General features: G+C 55.2%; 18 protein-coding genes. 4 read left to right on the forward strand and 14 right to left on the reverse strand.

Translation table 11 applies throughout. The features are described from left to right. Positions 1-21 precede the first annotated feature (21 nt). The 9 genes from EPG66_RS05515 to EPG66_RS05555 all read right to left on the reverse strand — a co-directional run bounded on the left by EPG66_RS05515 (position 22) and on the right by EPG66_RS05555 (position 7,612). Positions 22-489 (reverse strand): YbjO family protein, encoded by a 468-nt coding sequence (locus tag EPG66_RS05515; RefSeq protein WP_010254423.1) that lies wholly within the window; start codon positions 487-489, stop codon positions 22-24. Between the two features lie 75 nt (positions 490-564). Next, entirely contained in the window at positions 565-1,410 is an 846-nt protein-coding gene (potI, locus tag EPG66_RS05520) for a putrescine ABC transporter permease PotI (RefSeq protein ID WP_010254422.1), read from the reverse strand. Then, positions 1,407-2,369, reverse strand: coding sequence for a putrescine ABC transporter permease PotH (potH, locus tag EPG66_RS05525; RefSeq protein ID WP_010254421.1), 963 nt, complete (start codon positions 2,367-2,369; stop codon positions 1,407-1,409). The genes potI and potH overlap by 4 nt, the downstream gene beginning before the upstream one ends. Before the next feature lie 9 nt (positions 2,370-2,378). Further along, on the reverse strand, positions 2,379-3,512 hold the full coding sequence (potG, locus tag EPG66_RS05530) for a putrescine ABC transporter ATP-binding subunit PotG (protein ID WP_010254420.1): 1,134 nt from the start codon (positions 3,510-3,512) through the stop codon (positions 2,379-2,381). 122 nt (positions 3,513-3,634) lie between these two features. Further along, positions 3,635-4,744, reverse strand: a complete 1,110-nt coding sequence (gene potF / locus EPG66_RS05535) for a spermidine/putrescine ABC transporter substrate-binding protein PotF (RefSeq protein ID WP_109653102.1) — start codon at positions 4,742-4,744, stop codon at positions 3,635-3,637. Between the two features lie 387 nt (positions 4,745-5,131). Further along, positions 5,132-5,611 (reverse strand): YbjN domain-containing protein, encoded by a 480-nt coding sequence (locus EPG66_RS05540; RefSeq protein ID WP_022625960.1) that lies wholly within the window; start codon positions 5,609-5,611, stop codon positions 5,132-5,134. A gap of 87 nt (positions 5,612-5,698) precedes the next feature. Then, a complete protein-coding gene (rimK, locus tag EPG66_RS05545) occupies positions 5,699-6,601 on the reverse strand; it encodes a 30S ribosomal protein S6--L-glutamate ligase (RefSeq protein WP_115758266.1) in 903 nt (300 codons plus the stop codon). Positions 6,602-6,621: 20 nt separating this feature from the next. Beyond that, positions 6,622-7,344, reverse strand: coding sequence for an oxygen-insensitive NADPH nitroreductase (gene nfsA, locus EPG66_RS05550; RefSeq protein ID WP_010669740.1), 723 nt, complete (start codon positions 7,342-7,344; stop codon positions 6,622-6,624). Between the two features lie 16 nt (positions 7,345-7,360). Next, a complete protein-coding gene (locus EPG66_RS05555; protein ID WP_031593165.1) occupies positions 7,361-7,612 on the reverse strand; it encodes a DUF1418 family protein in 252 nt (83 codons plus the stop codon). Positions 7,613-7,866: 254 nt separating this feature from the next. On the opposite strand from EPG66_RS05555, the gene EPG66_RS05560 reads away from it, so the two are divergent. Then, a complete protein-coding gene (locus EPG66_RS05560) occupies positions 7,867-8,130 on the forward strand; it encodes a GrxA family glutaredoxin (RefSeq protein WP_010254413.1) in 264 nt (87 codons plus the stop codon). A gap of 87 nt (positions 8,131-8,217) precedes the next feature. On the opposite strand, the gene ybjM is transcribed toward EPG66_RS05560, so the two are convergent. Beyond that, on the reverse strand, positions 8,218-8,583 hold the full coding sequence (gene ybjM / locus EPG66_RS05565; protein WP_010254412.1) for an inner membrane protein YbjM: 366 nt from the start codon (positions 8,581-8,583) through the stop codon (positions 8,218-8,220). Between the two features lie 258 nt (positions 8,584-8,841). Here ybjM and EPG66_RS05570 point away from each other — a divergent pair, with 258 nt between their 5' ends. Together EPG66_RS05570 and ybjG are read left to right on the forward strand one after the other, a co-directional pair. Beyond that, positions 8,842-10,530 carry an aspartate:alanine antiporter gene (locus tag EPG66_RS05570; protein WP_115758265.1) on the forward strand — a complete coding sequence of 563 codons (1,689 nt, stop codon included), beginning with the start codon at positions 8,842-8,844 and terminating at the stop codon, positions 10,528-10,530. A 404-nt stretch (positions 10,531-10,934) separates the two neighbouring features. Then, positions 10,935-11,540 carry an undecaprenyl-diphosphate phosphatase gene (ybjG, locus tag EPG66_RS05575; RefSeq protein WP_010254408.1) on the forward strand — a complete coding sequence of 202 codons (606 nt, stop codon included), beginning with the start codon at positions 10,935-10,937 and terminating at the stop codon, positions 11,538-11,540. A 300-nt stretch (positions 11,541-11,840) separates the two neighbouring features. Here ybjG and EPG66_RS05580 read toward each other — a convergent pair whose 3' ends face one another. Continuing rightward, complete coding sequence (locus tag EPG66_RS05580) at positions 11,841-13,043, reverse strand: serine hydrolase (protein ID WP_010254406.1); 1,203 nt, start codon at positions 13,041-13,043, stop codon at positions 11,841-11,843. A 272-nt stretch (positions 13,044-13,315) separates the two neighbouring features. Between EPG66_RS05580 and EPG66_RS05585 the strand changes: the two genes are divergently transcribed. Further along, positions 13,316-13,972 (forward strand): HAD family hydrolase, encoded by a 657-nt coding sequence (locus tag EPG66_RS05585; RefSeq protein ID WP_182686186.1) that lies wholly within the window; start codon positions 13,316-13,318, stop codon positions 13,970-13,972. A gap of 207 nt (positions 13,973-14,179) precedes the next feature. Here EPG66_RS05585 and EPG66_RS05590 read toward each other — a convergent pair whose 3' ends face one another. The 3 genes from EPG66_RS05590 to EPG66_RS05600 form a co-directional block, all read right to left on the reverse strand. Continuing rightward, the gene (locus EPG66_RS05590) at positions 14,180-15,316 is read right to left on the reverse strand and encodes a PQQ-dependent sugar dehydrogenase (protein WP_182686188.1); all 1,137 of its coding nucleotides are present in this window, start codon (positions 15,314-15,316) and stop codon (positions 14,180-14,182) included. Between the two features lie 115 nt (positions 15,317-15,431). Continuing rightward, positions 15,432-16,091: a DUF3313 domain-containing protein gene (locus tag EPG66_RS05595; RefSeq protein WP_182686435.1), complete on the reverse strand. Its 660-nt coding sequence runs from the start codon at positions 16,089-16,091 to the stop codon at positions 15,432-15,434. Positions 16,092-16,232: 141 nt separating this feature from the next. Then, positions 16,233-16,868 (reverse strand): carbonic anhydrase, encoded by a 636-nt coding sequence (locus EPG66_RS05600; protein ID WP_010254395.1) that lies wholly within the window; start codon positions 16,866-16,868, stop codon positions 16,233-16,235. Positions 16,869-17,073 lie beyond the last annotated feature (205 nt).

The following is a 17,073-nucleotide window of genomic DNA, read 5'->3' on the forward strand; positions in this document are numbered from 1 at the left end:
GTCGGGCGGAGCGCGATTGTATCATCGCTTCCTGAAAAAAGCGCGGCTGCTGGCAGGCAGAAACAGCAGCAGGAGCACCAGCAGATCGGGGATTTTCTGCGACAGGGTATGGTGGATAATCTGGACGTTGTTGTCGCCATCAATGCTGAAAATCTCAGGGTAGATCCAGCCCAGCGAGGCGACCAGCATATAGCTGAGCACAATCACCTGCGTCGCCACATAGCCCCAGCGTCCACGGTTACTGCCGCGCATCAGCGTAAAGGCGCAGCGCAGTTCGAACAGGAAGATCAGCTGGCTGGCGACAAAGATGAGTGTCGCGTCCCAGGACTGGGCGCTGCGGTGAACAAAATTGGCGAGTTCACTGTAACCCAGCTCGTTTGCCAGCATCAGGACGCTCAGGCAGCGGGTCGCAATAATAGCAATGCCCGCAACCGTCACCGGAACCGGCGCGATTGAAAGCGTGGCACTGCTTTTGAAGATTTCTGACATAGTCCCTGACTCCACCTGATCGAAAAACGGGCCGGTCAGACCGGCCCGTTCATATAGTGGCAAAGGTTACGGATTTCAGCCACGTTTAGCTTTCTGAATATCGCTTAAACGTTGTTTTTCTTCGTGTGCCATCACCCGCCAGGCGATAAAACCAACTAAACCGACCACAAACAGGATCAATGAAGCCAGCGCATTGATTTCCGGGTTAACGCCGCGTCGCACGGTGGCGAAGATCGCCATCGGCAATGTGGTGGCACCCGGCCCGGTTACAAAGCTGGCGATCACCAGATCGTCGAGTGACAGGGTAAACGCCAGCAGCCAGCCGGTCACAATAGCCGGAGCAATCATGGGCACGGTAATCACGAAAAAGACCTTCAGCGGCGTTGCGCCTAAATCCATCGCCGCCTCTTCGATGGAGCGGTCCAGCTCACGCAGACGCGAGTTAATCACCACTGCCACATAGGCGGTACAGAAGGTGACGTGGGCCAGCCAGATGGTCAGCATGCCGCGTTCGCTCGGCCAGCCAAAGGCGTTGCCCATTGCCACAAACAGCAGCAGCAGCGACAGGCCGGTGATGACGTCGGGCATCACCAGCGGCGCGGTCAGCATAAAGGCAAAACCATTGTGGCCGCGGAAGCGACCAAAGCGCACGATAATCACCGCCGCCAGCGTGCCCAGCACCACCGCCATGGTAGCGGAGAGACCGGCAATGCTCAGACTCAGCAGAACGGCGTCAATCATCGCGCTGTCCTGAAAGAGCACCCTGTACCAGTGGAACGAGAAGCTCTCCCACACCGTTACCAGCGGTGAGCTGTTGAAGGAGTAAACCACCAGCAGCAGCATCGGCGCATAGAGGAACAGGAAGCAGCAAACCAGAATCCCGGTACGCCAGGGTGAGCGAATGGTTGGCAAATTATTCATGCCTTCTCTCCCATTTCACGGTTTTGATGCTTGTGGAACCAGATGATCGGCAGAATCAGGATCAGCAGAATGATAACCGCCAGCGCGGAGGCCACCGGCCAGTCGCGGTTGTTAAAGAACTCCTGCCACAGGATACGGCCAATCATGATGCTGTCCGGCCCACCCAGCAGTTCAGGGATCACGTACTCCCCCACCGCCGGGATAAACACCAGCATCGACCCGGCGATAATGCCCCCTTTGGTCAGCGGGACAATCACGCTGAAAAAGGTCTTCAGCGGACGCGCACCCAGATCCAGTGAGGCTTCCACCAGCGAGTAATCAATGCGGGTCAGCGCGGTGTAGATTGGCAGCACCATAAACGGCAGATAGCAGTAGACGATACCGATATAGACCGCTGTATTGGTGTAGAGGATCACCAGCGGATGATCGATCACACCCAGCCACAGCAGGAACCGGTTCAGAATACCGTTGTTGTTAAGCAGCCCCATCCAGGCGTAGACGCGCACCAGAAATGAGGTCCACGACGGCAGGATCACCAGCAGCAGCAGAATGGTGCGCATGGATGGCTTGCTGTGCGCCACGGCCCACGCGAGCGGGTAGCCAATCAGCAGACAGATCACCGTGGAGATCGCCGCCACTTTCAGCGACTGCAGATAGGCATCGACGTAGAGCGGATCGTCGGTCAGCGTCAGGTAGTTGCCGAAATTGAGCACAATGCTGAACTGGTCATCAGCCCAGCTCACCAGCTCGGTGTAGGGGGGAATCGCTCGCGCAATGTCCGCGAAGCTGATCTTCAGCACCGTCAGAAACGGCAGCAGAAATAACAGCACCAGCCAGACATAAGGCAAGGCGATCACCAGCTTGCGGCCATGCTGCATTTTTATCCGCGTGGCCCAGCGTTGCAGCGGCGTGCCGACCAGTCGGGCAGGCGCTTTAGCGCGTTGGAAAATCTGGCTCATAGCCGCTCCTTAAACCGTCAACACCACGCAGCTGTCGCATTCCCAGCAGAGGCGGACTTCATCACCCCAGGTCGGCAACCCTTTGCGGTAGCGATGTGCGTTTTGCAACTGTGCGCTGATCATCTGTCCGCTGTGCAGACGGACATGGAAGATAGAGAGGTCGCCGAGATAGGCGATGTGGACCACTTCACCCACCGCAAAGTTGCAGCCATCGGCAGGCACCTCATCGCACAACATCACTTTTTCCGGGCGCAGTGCGACATGGACCGGAACGTTATCCACCACCGAGACATCGGAGTCGACTTTCAGCGGATGCATCAGGCCGGGACTGTCAATCACCAGGCCATCCGCCTGACGTTCACGCAGTAAGCCTTCGAAAACATTAACCGAACCGATAAATTCCGCGCTGTAGCGGCTGGTAGGATGCTCGTAGATCTCCTCCGGTTCACCAATCTGCACGAACTTGCCGCGATTCATAATCGCGATACGGCCCGCCATGGTCATCGCCTCTTCCTGGTCGTGCGTCACCATCACGCAGGTAGCGCCAACACGCTCCAGAATATCGACCACTTCCAGCTGCATCCTGTCGCGCAGCTTCTTGTCCAGTGCCCCCATCGGCTCATCCAGCAGCAGCAGTTTCGGCCGCTTCGCCAGGCTGCGGGCCAGCGCCACACGCTGACGCTGACCACCGGAGAGCTGGTGCGGTTTGCGTTTAGCAAACTCCTGCATATGCACCAGCGCCAGCATCTCTGCTACCCGGCTGGTGATCTCCCCTTTCGGCAGCCGGTCCTGTTTCAGACCAAAGGCGATATTCTGCTCCACCGTCATGTGGGGAAACAGCGCGTAGGACTGGAACATCATGTTGATCGGGCGCTGATAGGGAGCAACGTGGGACAGATCCTGACCATCCAGCACAATCTGCCCGCTGGTTGGCGGCTCAAAACCGGCCAGCATGCGCAGCAGCGTTGATTTACCACAGCCCGATGCGCCCAGCAGGGCAAAGATCTCACCTTTATAAATTGTCAGGCTGACATCATCCACGGCGTGTTGCCCGTCAAAGGATTTGGTCAGATTGCGAATTTCCAGCAGTGGCGTTAACGCCTTTGCGGTTTTATTTTGAGGACGGGGAATGGCATCGTTCACAAAGGTTCTCTCCGGAGCCAGGCGGAACATGGCGACAAAATGTGCCGCTAAAAATGGCACAACAGAGGCCGACACCGCGCCTCTGTTGCTGATACATGACAGGTCAATCCGTTAAGGACGAATTACTTACCACTTTTTACTTTAGTCCATGCGCGCGTACGCACACGATCCAGTTTTGGATCCTGGACTTTCAGCACAAACAATTTCGACATCGCTTCAGGCGTCGGGAAGATACCCGGGTTGTTGCGGACATCGGCATTGATCAGCGGCAGCGACGCTTTGTTGCCGTTGGCGTAGTTCATTTTGTTGGAGACATCGGCGATCACTTTCGGATCCATGATGTAGTTCAGCCAGGCGTAAGCGCCATCGAGGTTTTTCGCATCTTTCGGGATCGCCATCATATCGAAGAAGGCCAGTGCGCCCTCTTTCGGAACGCTGTAGCCCAGATGTACGCCATTTTTCGCCGCATCAGCACGGTTTTTCGCCTGCAGAATATCGCCCGACCAGCCAATGGCAACGCAGATATTACCGTTGGCCAGATCGTTGATGTACTGCGACGAATGGAAGTAGCGGATATTCGGACGCAGTTTCAGCAGCAGGTCAGTGGCCGCGCCGGAATACTCTTTGGCATCAGAGGTGTTAGGATCTTTGCCCAGGTAGTTGAGCACCGTGGCGAAAATCTCTTCTGGCGCATCCAGGAAGGAGACGCCGCAGCTTTTCAGCTTCTCCAGGTTTTCCGGCTTCAGCACCAGATCCCAGCTGTTGACCGGCGCATCGGCGCCCAGTGCGGCCCTGACCTTGTCGACGTTGTAGCCGATACCGGTGGTGCCCCACAGATAAGGGATGGCATATTTGTTACCCGGATCGTGCTGCGCCACTTTTTCCATCAGCGCCGGATCGAGATTTTTGTAGTTAGGCAGTTTGCTCTTATCCAGCGGCTGGAATACCCCGGACTGCAGCTGACGCGCCAGGAAGCTGGAGGATGGCACCACCACATCATAGCCGGTGCTGCCCGCCATCAGTTTGCCTTCCAGGACTTCGTTGGAGTCAAACACATCGTAGACCACTTTGATGCCGGACTGCTTTTCAAAGTTCGGCACGGTGTCTGGCGAAATATAATCGGACCAGTTGTAGACGTGCAGCGTTTTATCTTCCGCCATGCTGCTGGCCGATGCGGCCATCAGCGCAGCAGCTACCACAGCTGACAGCCATTTCTGACGTGAGTTGAACATATTTTTCCATCCTCCTGAGCGGGTCATTACAACGCTGCAAACCAGAGATCCCTGCATTGCGTTCTGTACAAGACGTCAGTGACACAATGAATCATTATTCAGCGGGAGTTTAATAGCAAAAACCTATAGCTGAGGCGCAGTTACGCGCCTGTTACAGCCCCGCAAGCATAGCCCCCCCGGTCAGGCTTCACCAGACCCCAGCGTAAAAAACGCCTGAAACCGATATTTTATGCATGTTTGAGCTATGAGGTTCGGCTTTGATGGCATAAACCACGACTAATATCTGGCGTTAAAGGGCAAAGTGCAGAATAAAAAATTATCGCGGCAGTGGATGGCGGGCATAAAAAAGCCGTCTCAGGGACGGCTTAGTGTGTGACCATGTCGGGCTTAGTGCAGCACAGAATGAACGCTGGTCACCGGAACGTGCTCTTCTTCTTCGCCCACAATCAACAGATTGTTGGCAAAGGCTTCCAGGATCACCATCGAGATCTGCTCTTCACTCTGTTTCATAAAGTGCGAGAACTGACCAAAGGTTAACCCGGCGGTAGTAATCATTGACTGACAGACAATGAGTTTCGGCAGATTATCATCCTGAATGTCGATAAATGCTTTCACCGTCAGCGAACTGGCATTGATCTGCGACAAATCGCCAACCAGTGGAATCAGCGCCGTCGGCTTCACTTCAGCCAGCGCCGAAAACAGAATGACGTTGTCGACCAGATCGATTTTGGCGTCAAACACCCCATCGAAGTTTTGCATGTGCGGCAGATGAAGTGCCTGACAGGCATCGCATTCGAACCAGGTGATATTTTGCTGATCCAGCCAGCGACGCAGCAGGTCGATATCCGGAACGACAAGAGAATCCATCGTAAAATCCCAGTGGGGTGATAAACAGGCGACTTAGCTTACGGAAAAATGCGCGACGATGCCATGAAAACCGCTGAAAAGCGCGTGTCAGCCAGCGGTTTTAGGACGGAGCCCGGGGATGGCCTGCTGCTCAATCCGCGCGATCATCAGGGCGGCGATGTTAAGGTCACTGCTGGTTTCAATGCCTTCAAGACCGGGCGAGGCGTTAACTTCCATCACCAGCGGGCCGCGATGGGCGCGCAGAATATCGACGCCCGCCACTTCCAGCCCGAGCGTGGCCGCCGCTTTCACGGCGATCTGGCGCTCCTGTTGCGTAATGACGATCGGATAAGCTTTGCCGCCGCGATGCAGATTTGAGCGGAAGTCGCCCTCTTTCGCCACCCGCTCAATCGCTGCCACCACCTGATTGCCAATCACCAGACAGCGAACATCACGACCCTGCGCTTCTTTAATAAACTCCTGTACCAGAATATGGGCATTCAGGCCGCGAAAGGCATCGATAACGCTTTCCGCCGCCTGCCGCGTCTCCGCCAGCACCACGCCAATGCCCTGGGTACCTTCCACCAGCTTGACCACCAGCGGCGCACCGCCGACCAGGGCGATCAGATCAGCGGTGTCATCGGGTGAGGAGGCAAAGCCGGTAACCGGCATGTCGATGCCTTCCCGTGCCAGCAGTTGCAGCGAGCGCAATTTGTCACGGGTGCGGGTAATGGCGGCGGACTCATTCAGCGGATAACTGCCGCACATCTCAAACTGTCGCAGCACGGCCGTGCCATAAAAGGTAATAGGGTTGCCAATGCGCGGGATAACCGCATCAAAATGGCCCAGCGGTTCACCACAGTAGTGAACCGCCGGTGAGGCGGGATTAATATTCATATAGCAGGAGAGCGGATCGATGATCCGGACCTGGTGGCCGCGCGCGGCGGCCTCCTCACGCAGTCGCCGACTGGAGTAGAGCGTCTCATCACGCGACAGGATAGCTATCTTCATCGCTGCTCTCCCTTGCTGGTTTAACGCGTGGCCCAGCCCTGCTGATGCAGATAATCGAGCATAAACGGACGCGTCTCTTTAATGATCAGGCGCTGGATCAGCTCACTCCAGGTTTCGCTGCGCTGGTTGCTGTCGCGCTGCTGATAATAGAGCTCTGTGCGGCTATCGTATTCGGCCAGCACCGCCGGATCCAGCGGCTGATAGCGGTTCTCATGCACCAGCATCGCGTGCGGCATACGCGGTTTGACGTCCGGCTTTGACTCCGGATGACCCAGGCAAAAACCAAACAGCGGCAGGACAAATTTCGGCAGGCCCAGCAGTTCTGTCACTTCCGCGATGCTGTTACGGATTCCGCCGATAAAGACGCCGCCCAGATCCAGCGATTCCGCTGCGACCATAGCATTCTGACCCATCAGCGCGGTATCGACGCAGCCCAGCAGCAACTGCTCGGCACGACCCAGCTGCGCATCAGGGCAAATCTGCAGATGGCGATTAAAGTCAGCGCAGAAGATCCAGAACTCAGGCGCATCCGCGACCCATGTCTGTCCGCCCGTCAGCGTCACCAGCTTGTCGCGCAGCGCTTTGTCGGTGATACGGATAATGGAAGAACACTGTAAAAAACTGGATGTGGACGCCGATTGCGCCGCAGTAATAATCGCTTCACGCTGTGCTTCGCTGACCGGCTGGTCAGTAAAAGCGCGGATTGAACGATGGCTGCACAGTAAATCAATGGTCGGTGTCATAAAGTCTCCAGCAACATTATCTTTTTTTGTCAGTTTGATTGAACAGCTGTGGTGCTATCGCTTTCGCGGTGCGCCACATTAACAGCCAGGCAGCAGGTAGCATCAGAACCACGCCAGCAATGAACAGCACAGTCGCCAGCGTTTTCACGTCCGCCAGGTCTGGCAGCGGAAGCCAGTGGTTGATCAGCAGCAGCGCGGCCACGATTAACAGGCCGCCAGCCGCCTCCAGCACCACCACAAATCGGGGTAATCTGGCTACACTCTGCATGATATCCTCCTGCCTTAGCGGCTGACTGAGCGTCAATTATGGTCAACAACCCAAAAATTGCGCGGGTTACACGGGCTGCCGGCGCGAAAAGCCTCTGATTCAGAGGCTTCCTGACCGGTCAGCAATAGCGTGCGGGCATCAGACTAACAGGCAAATCCTGCTTTCCTTAAGCGATACGAGCGGGCATCATGGTTGCCATTCTCTGTTTCATTGTGTGATACACATCACATAATAGTCGCTGCAAGGAGTTCTCAATGATTGCTGTTATTTTTGGTCGTCCGGGCTGTCCCTACTGTGTGCGTGCCCATGAACTGGCCGACAAGCTGACCGCTGAGCGTGATGATTTTAGCTATCAGTATGTCGATATTAACGCAGAAGGCATTACTAAAGCCGATCTGGAAGCGAGCGCCGGTAAACCGGTCAGCACCGTGCCACAGATTTTCGTCGACGAAAAACATATCGGTGGTTACACCGAGTTTGCGGCCTGGACTAAAGAGAATCTGGGATTTGCCGCGTAACTACAGATAGCCGGAATGAAAAAGGCGAGACAGGTTTTCCTGTCTCGCCTTTTTACTTTCTGCCTGACACCCGTCACCCGGCACTGTTTAATTGAGAGAGGCCATCACTATCTGCATCAACCGCACCAGCAAGGCACCGCAGCCTGCCCAGAACAGCGCGCTAAGGCTCCATGCGACCACAAAAAGTGCATTGCTGTGGATAAACAGGCTGCTGTTTAACAGCAGTGCTGCCAGTAACGTTCCCCACAGCCCCATCAGCAGGGTACTTTTTAACGGGCTTTCCACCTGCACCAATGCCATCACAATACCGGGCAACATAAAGAGCAGTAATTCGGGCTGACCACGAAGTGGGCCGGGACCGACCTGCCAGAAATGACAGGTAAAGACAAACACCAGACTATACAACACCACGCCGCACAGGCGGGTAGTCCAGAGATAAGAACGCTGCGGCATACCACCCCACTGATTAAAAGTAACCCCGACAATAACCTGCTGATAACCCTGATGCGTTCAGATGGAAATAAAAAGAAACAGTTCGCTGTGGCAACGAATGAAAACAGCCAATGGCTGTGAAAGATATTTGTGATTAGAATAGCGCCGCAGTAAAGGTTCTATTTGCAGTACTGATGCAACAGCACCTCAACGGCCTGCTCACGATAGCGAAAAACAGGCTACTCTTCAATAGGTTACATGTAAACAAGAAGTTAAACAGTGAATATTAACGTCGCAGGATTGTTAAGCGGAAATGACATTTTGTTATTGTTTGTCGTTTTAGCGCTCGGCCTCTGTCTGGGTAAGTTGCGTCTGGGCTCGGTTCAGCTGGGAAATTCGATTGGCGTATTAGTGGTTTCGCTCTTATTAGGCCAGCAGCACTTTACGATCAATACCGATGCATTGAGTCTGGGCTTTATGCTGTTTATTTTTTGTGTCGGCGTCGAAGCCGGTCCCAACTTTTTTTCCATTTTCTTTCGCGACGGCAAAAACTATTTCATGCTCGCCATCGTCATGGTGGTCAGCGCACTGTTGCTGGCGCTGGGACTGGGCAAATTCTTTGGCTGGGATATCGGTCTCACCGCCGGCATGCTGGCGGGGTCGATGACCTCAACGCCGGTGCTGGTCGGGGCGGGCGATACCCTGCGGCAAAGCATCAGCGATCCGAAGCAGCTTGGATTGATGCAGGATCAACTGAGCCTCGGCTATGCCGTAACCTATCTGATAGGCCTGGTCAGTCTGATTTTCGGCGCACGTTATCTGCCCCGTCTGCAACATCAGGATCTGCCCACCTGCGCTCAGCAGATCGCCCGGGAACGCGGTCTGGATGCGGACAGCCAGCGCAAAGTCTTCCTGCCGGTGATCCGTGCCTATCGCGTCGGTCCTGAACTGGTGGCGTGGAGCGGCGGCAAAAACCTGCGTGAACTGGGCATCTATCGTCAGACCGGTTGCTACATTGAGCGCATCCGCCGCAACGGTATTCTCGCCAGTCCCGACGGTGATGCGGTGTTGCAGCTCGGTGATGATATCTCGCTGGTGGGCTATCCGGATGCTCACGCCCGGCTCGACCCCAGCTTCCGCAACGGCAAAGAGGTTTTTGACCGCGACCTGCTGGATATGCGCATCGTCACAGAAGAGATCGTGGTGAAAAACCACAATGCGGTAAACAAACGCCTCAGCAAGTTAAACCTCACCGATCACGGCTGCTTCCTGAACCGGGTGATACGCAGTCAGATAGAGATGCCGATCGACGACAGTATCATGCTGAACAAAGGTGATGTGCTGCAGGTCAGCGGCGAGGCACGACGGGTCAAAAGCGTGGCGGATCGCATTGGCTTTATCGCGATTCACAGTCAGATGACCGATCTCTTAGCCTTCTGCGCCTTCTTTATCGTGGGTCTGATGATTGGTCTGATCACCTTCCAGTTCAGCAATTTCAGTTTTGGTATTGGTAACGCCGCGGGCCTGCTGTTCGCCGGTATCATGCTCGGCTTCCTGCGCGCCAACCACCCGACCTTTGGTTATATTCCGCAGGGCGCGCTCACCATGGTCAAAGAGTTCGGTCTGATGGTGTTTATGGCGGGAGTAGGATTGAGTGCCGGTAGCGGCATTAATCACGGCCTGAGCAGCGACGGTGCAATGATGCTGCTGTGCGGCCTGCTGGTCAGCCTGATTCCGGTGATCATCTGCTATCTGTTTGGTGCTTATGTGTTGCGGATGAACCGCGCCCTGCTGTTTGGCGCCATCATGGGCGCGCGTACTTGTGCACCGGCTATGGAGATCATCAGTGATACGGCACGCAGCAATATCCCGGCGCTGGGCTATGCCGGGACCTATGCCATCGCCAACGTGTTGCTGACGCTGGCGGGGACGCTGATTGTGATTGTCTGGCCGATATTGCCCCTATAAAATTTTTTTGCCTGCGTCCAGAACTTTATTGTTAAGGGATAGTCATAATAAGTGCCACTGCTTTTCTTTGAAATCCCCAAATTGTGGAGCCCGCTGGTCTTTTTCCCGGCGGGTTTTTTTATGCCCTTTTTTCGTCCCTGTCCGTCATTCCCCACCTGATTCTCAACTGCATGTGTCATAAAACTTAAACAGTTACACAACTCAACGGCAGATTAAGAGCCTTTCTATAGACGAACAAAACGGTAAAAAGCAGGATAGACCACTGTTTAGTTAGCAATTTGTGCTGACTGATTGGGTGAGCGTGCTGTCGCTGACCGTTTTTTTTGCCGCTGTTATCGGGCCGGGCTGGCGGAATGCTGCCAGCTGCCGTTAACCGGACTGTCTGCTGAGGAATTTATCCCGAAATGGAAGAGCTGAACCATTCACTGTTTACTGCCATTAATGCCACACCGGCTTCACCCGCCTGGTTACTGCAGCTGGCGACGTTTTTTGCCAAAGATCTGATCGCCATCGTGCCGCTGTTAATCGTAGCGATGTGGCTCTGGGGACCGCGCGATCAGGTGTCTTCGCAGCGGGTACTGGTACTGAAAACCGGTATGGCGCTAATCTATGCGCTGGCGATTTCCTGGTCTGTAGGCCAGCTGTTACCACATCCCCGCCCTTTCGCTATCGGTTTTGGTTATCAGTTCCTGCATCACGCCGCCGATGACTCCTATCCCAGCGATCACGGCACCACGATATTCACCTTTGCGCTGGCCTTTATCTTCTGGCATCGCCTCTGGTCAGGTGTGGTTCTGATGGTGGCCGGTTGCGCTATTGCCTGGTCGCGGGTCTACCTTGGCGTTCACTGGCCAATGGATATGCTGGGCGGGTTCCTGGTGGGGCTGCTGAGCTGTCTGGCTTCGCATCTGGCGTGGCAGTTCTATGGCGAGCGGATGCTGGCGGTGATCAATCCACTCTATCGATCGCTGTTTGCCGTGCCGATTCGCAAAGGCTGGACGCAGGATTAAGAAAGGGACGCCTTAGCGTCCCCAGCACTGTGGCAAACCCGGATTTACCGCAGCGAATAAGCTTAAAGCGCAGGGAACAGGGTCAGAGGAGGAAAGCGTCCCGCGCCAGGGACAAAAACGCCGGGAGCGTTTTTGAACAACGCGAAGCGTTGGCCCGGCAACGGGCGCACCTCAGGGATGAGGTGCGTAATCGCGCGGGCCGAGCGTGTCATGGATGACGGATTTTGCGTCTTTCCGATCTGACCCTGTTCCCTGTGCAGGCTCGGGCTCAACGCAGTACGAGCCTGCGTCCCTGCTTACTTATGAAAACCACTTCCCGAACCAGCCATTAAATTTCATCATCACGAAATCAATCATCCGGCTGAAGAACCCGCCTTCCGGCACATCCTGCATCACCACCAGTGGCCGCTGCTCAATCGTTTTCCCATCCAGCTGGAAATCGATGGTGCCGACCACCTGATTCTTCTTCAGCGGGGCTTCCAGCTGCGGCGTAGTGAGTCTGAAACTCGCCTTCAGATTTTTCATCTGCCCTTTAGGGATGGTCAGCGCAGCATCTTTCGCTACGCCCAGATTGACCTGGCTGCGATCACCGAACCAGACCCGCTGCTGCGCAAACGGCGCATCCGCTTTAATCGGTGTGACCGTTTCAAAGAAACGGAAGCCCCATGTCAGCAGCTTTTCGCTTTCGCGGAAACGAATCGCATCGCTGGCGGTGCCCAGCACCACCGAGATCAGACGCATATCGCCTTCAGTTGCTGAAGCGACCAGATTATTTCCCGCGCCCGAGGTGTGCCCGGTTTTGACGCCATCAACCTTGAGGTTGGTGCTCCACAACAGGCGGTTGCGGTTGATCTGACGAATATTATTGAAGGTAAACTCTTTCTCTTTATTCAGCGCATACTCTTCGGGCACATCGCGGATCAGCGCCTGAGCAATCAGCGCCATGTCACGCGCGGTACTGTACTGCCCTTCTGCATCCAGACCATGCACCGTCATAAAGTGGGTATTCTGCAGTCCCAGCGCCTTCACATAGTTGTTCATCAGGCCGATAAACGAATCCTGACTGCCCGCGACATAATCCGCCAGCGCAATACAGGCGTCATTGCCGGACTGGATCACGATTCCCTTATTCAGCTCATGCACCGGAATACGATCGCCAGGTTTGAGGAACATCAGCGACGAGCCGCGCAGCTTAGGGTTGCCGGTGGCCCAGGCATCCTGTCCGACGGTAACCAGGTCATCCGGCTTGATTTTGCCCGCTTTAATCGCCTGACCAACAACATAGCTGGTCATCATTTTAGTCAGACTGGCGGGGTCGAGGCGCTGATCGGCACTGGATTCGGTTAACACTTTACCGCTGGCATAGTCGATCAGAATCCACGCTTTAGCATCAATGCCTGGCGCGGCGGGAGCCTGCTCAGCAAAAACGCTGACGGGGGCAAGAATCAGTAATGAAGTGGCAGCAAGGTGCCGCAGGCGAGATGTGAAGCGAGTGTTTGTCATGGGCTTGGCCGGATTGTCCTTGTTAAATCGAAATTCCAGGGGCAGAAAATTCTCACTCAAACGCTAACCCTTGACGGCAGCGAAAAAAACCGTCGAATCGTAAAGTTTTTTAGAGTTTAGTAGAGTAACCCTGGCACAAGTGCCGCGCGCGTGCCGCTTTTCCCCGATTCTGTCGCTATCAAAACTGCGTGAAATTCCGATTTTTCGCAGAAGAGTTAAGCCCGTCACAAATATCAGTTAACCTGAACGCCAGTCAGCCGAGGAGACCGACCATGGACTTAGCCCTTTTTGATCTGGATGAAACACTCATTTGTGAAGACAGCACCAGCCTGTGGCTGCGCTGGCTGGTATCACAGGGATTCGCCCCCAGTGAACTGATTGATCAGGAACAGGCATTAATGAGCCAGTACTATGCCGGTACGCTGTCGATTGAAGAGTATATGAATAAAACACTCTCGCCTCTGGCGGGCATGGCCACGCTTACCGTTGAAGGCTGGGTGCGCCGCTTCATTCACCGCGACATTATGCCACGCGTTTATCCTGCGGCCCGCGAGCGGATTGAGTGGCACCGTTCGCGTGGCGACAAGGTCATGATCATCTCCGCCAGCGGCGAGCATCTGGTGGTGCCGATTGCAGAGAAGCTGGGTGCCTGCGGCGCGCTGGCGATTGGCGTTGAAATCGTGGACGAGCGCTACAGCGGCAACACTTACGGCACCATGACCTATAAAGAGGGTAAAGTCACCCGACTGGGTGACTGGAAAGCGCTGCAGCAGGACGAGGCCTTTGACCGCACCTGGGCCTACAGCGATTCGATGAACGACCTGCCGCTACTGGCACAGGCCGATCATGCCCATGTCATCAACCCTGACGAACAGCTGCACCAGGAAGCGTTAAACCGCGGCTGGCAGGTTTATCACTGGGCGCGCTGACTCAGAGCCTGGTCCATCAGGCGTACTGTTGCTGGCAGCCTGGACACGGACAGCGCGGAACAATCCGTAGTACACGTAGTCCGTGAGGATTACTCGCTGCGCTCGCTCCTTCAGGGCCGCCCTGACGGGCGTTCAGGTTGCTAAAGCAGCCTGTGTGAGCACTGCCCTGGCCTAGACTGACACATAAAATAGCCAGGGGACAGGCTCTTAGCCGCGGGACGCGCCAGCGTCCTGCGCTAATCCCACTTTCAGCAGCTTGCCATTGGCCTCATCGGTCAGCACATAGAGCCAGCCATCCGGCCCCTGCCGCACATCGCGAATGCGCGCCTTCTGATCGTCCAGCAGACGCTGCTCTTCCACCACTTTCTCGCCGTTGATACTCAGACGAATCAGGTTTTTCTCTTTCAGAGCGCCGATAAACAGCGAGTTTTTCCACTGCGGAAAACGGGCGCTATTGTAGAACGCCATGCCGCTGATGGCCGGAGAATCCTTCCAGTGATAAAGCGGCGGTTCGGTACCCGCAACCTGTGTGCCTTGTGACTCCGGCACTTTGTCACCGCTATAGTCAATGCCGTAGGTTGCCAGCGGCCAGCCGTAATTCTTGCCCCGCTCCATGATATTCACTTCATCGCCGCCGCGCGGGCCATGTTCATTTTCCCATATCTTGCCGGTCCAGGGGTTAAGCGCCAGCCCCTGCGGATTACGCAAACCATAGGCCCAGATCTCTGGCCGTGCGCCGCGCTGTTTCGCAAACGGGTTATCGTCCGGCACGCTGCCATCGGCGTTGAGCCGCAGCAGTTTGCCCTGCAGCTTATCAAGATCCTGCGCAGCGCTGCTGGCAAAGTTATCGCCGAAGGCGATCCAGAGATAGCCCTGGGTATCAAACGCCAGCCGGGTTCCGATGTTGTTGCCGCTGGAGAGCATCGGCGTCTGCCGAATCACCTCGCGGAAATCGCTGAGTTGCCGGTTATCCTTGCTCAGCGTGCCCACACCTACCACCGCGCCCGCTTTGCCACTGCTGTTCGCTTCGGTATAGCTAAGCCAGACGCGACGACTGGTGGCAAAATCGGGTGCCAGCACCACGTCCAGCAGGCCACTCTGCCGTTCTGCCCAGACCTTTGGCACCCCCTGGATCGGCTGTGACAGACCGCTCTCCGGGCTCCAGCTGCGCAGTTGTCCGCTACGTTCGGTAATCAGCAGTGTTTTGTTGTCGGGCAGGAAGGCGACGGACCATGGATGTTGTAACTTATCCTGTAATAACTCGACCTTTACGTCGGCGGCAAACAGCGGCGAGGCGCAGAATAGTGCGCCACTTAGCAACAAGGTTGTTGAGAAACGGGCCATAACGATCTCCTGACGGGATAGAATGCCCTTAAGCGTAGTCAGCCCCTCTGCAATGATGTTGAGGATTTACAAAAGATTAATCAGGGCGACAGCGCTCTGCTGTCGCCCGTCAGAGTCAGGGCGCGTTAAAACTTACCGTGTCACGCACCATCGTATCGATACCAGGCTTCAGCTCGTCAAAGGTGATCGGCGTATTGCTGTTACTGACCGTTTTGCCAAAGGCTTTGCGAACCACCCGGATCAGCGGTTTGCCCGTCACCGCATCGCTGGCCTCTATCTCCAGAAACAGTTCGCTGTTCTGAGTACGATGCCCTGACACCGCCATGGTGCTGGCAACGACCGCGGCAACCGGTACCACTTCATAAAACTGCACGCCCTGGTTTTCTGCTGACACGGCGGTAATGGCGGCCCTTACCTTCAGGGTATGCGGCGTAGCCTGATTCACCAGAGGCAGACGGGTGGCTATCGCGCCTTTTAGCTGGATGTCGGTGTAACTGAGCACCTGATCCAGCGTTTGCTGAGTGACGCGTGGCGTGGGGTGCGCCGCCGGGTAGTAGATCAGCGATGTATAAAGCACATCTTTATAATGGCTGCTTTGATAATCGGGTGAAATCCAGCGCAGAGTCGGTTCACCACTGGCTGACGACGTCGGTTGCAACTGGCTGTAATCGCTTAAAAAACCTGAATATTGCTGCTTATCAGCAACATGAGATGTACAACCACTAAGCAGCACGACAGAGACCGCCAGAAGAGCAGCAACGGAAGTTTTACGCATCATCAACTCGCTTGTATCAGGAAGGTTTAAGCAAGCATAGATAAGCCAGAGGGGAAATGCAGAATAACAGAGGCGGTTTAACGCTCTTATGCTGAATGAGTAGCAGGAAAACCCGCTGCAGAGCACAGCGGGCGAAAAAGATTACTCAAAGCAGGTGTCAGGATTCTCAGACAGGGTGATGAACTGTTTGCCACCCTGGGTCAGCGCCATAATGGTGCCGCTTTCGATATCGTAAACCCAGCCGTGCAGACGCAGCTTACCGTTACGCAGCGCGACGGACACGGAAGGATGGGTTTTCATGTTGTTCAGCTGGGCGATGACGTTCTCTTTGACCATCTCGTTCAGCTTCTTTTCTGGCGAGTCATACTCACGCTGCTCAACCACCGCTTTTGCCGCATCGGCATAGCGCAGCCAGTGCTCAACCGCAGGCATGGTATCCATGCAGGCGCAGGAGGCGATGGCGTTCATGGCACCACAGTTAGAGTGACCACAGATGATGATGTCGGAGACGCCCAGCGCGACTACCGCATATTCGATAGTGGCGGAGACACCGCCTGGCTCCGGGCCGAATGAGGGAACGATGTTGCCCGCATTGCGGATAACGAACAGCTCTCCTGGCTCCTGCTGCGTCACCAGTTCAGGCACCAGACGGCTGTCTGAACAGGAGATGAACAGCGCTTTCGGATTTTGATTTGATGCCAGGCTTTTGAAAAGATCCTTCCTTTCAGGAAACACATTCTGCTGGAAATTCAGAAATCCGTTGATGATCTCTTTCATTATTTAGCTCTCACATTATCCATTTCATTACCTGAGGGGCATAGCCCCCTCAGTGGGGTTTGCCCGTTTATTATTAATGAAAACAAGTGAATATCAACCCGCGTTTTACCGGATGCTCTGAACAGCGGCCACTGTCAGCGTTTCGCTTGTCCGCCAGTCAGAGGCTCCGCAGCCAATTTCTTTTTATAGCACGGGAAGTTATTGG

Source organism: Pantoea pleuroti (genome assembly GCF_014156615.1).
In the GTDB taxonomy this organism is placed as follows: Bacteria; Pseudomonadota; Gammaproteobacteria; order Enterobacterales; family Enterobacteriaceae; genus Pantoea; species Pantoea agglomerans.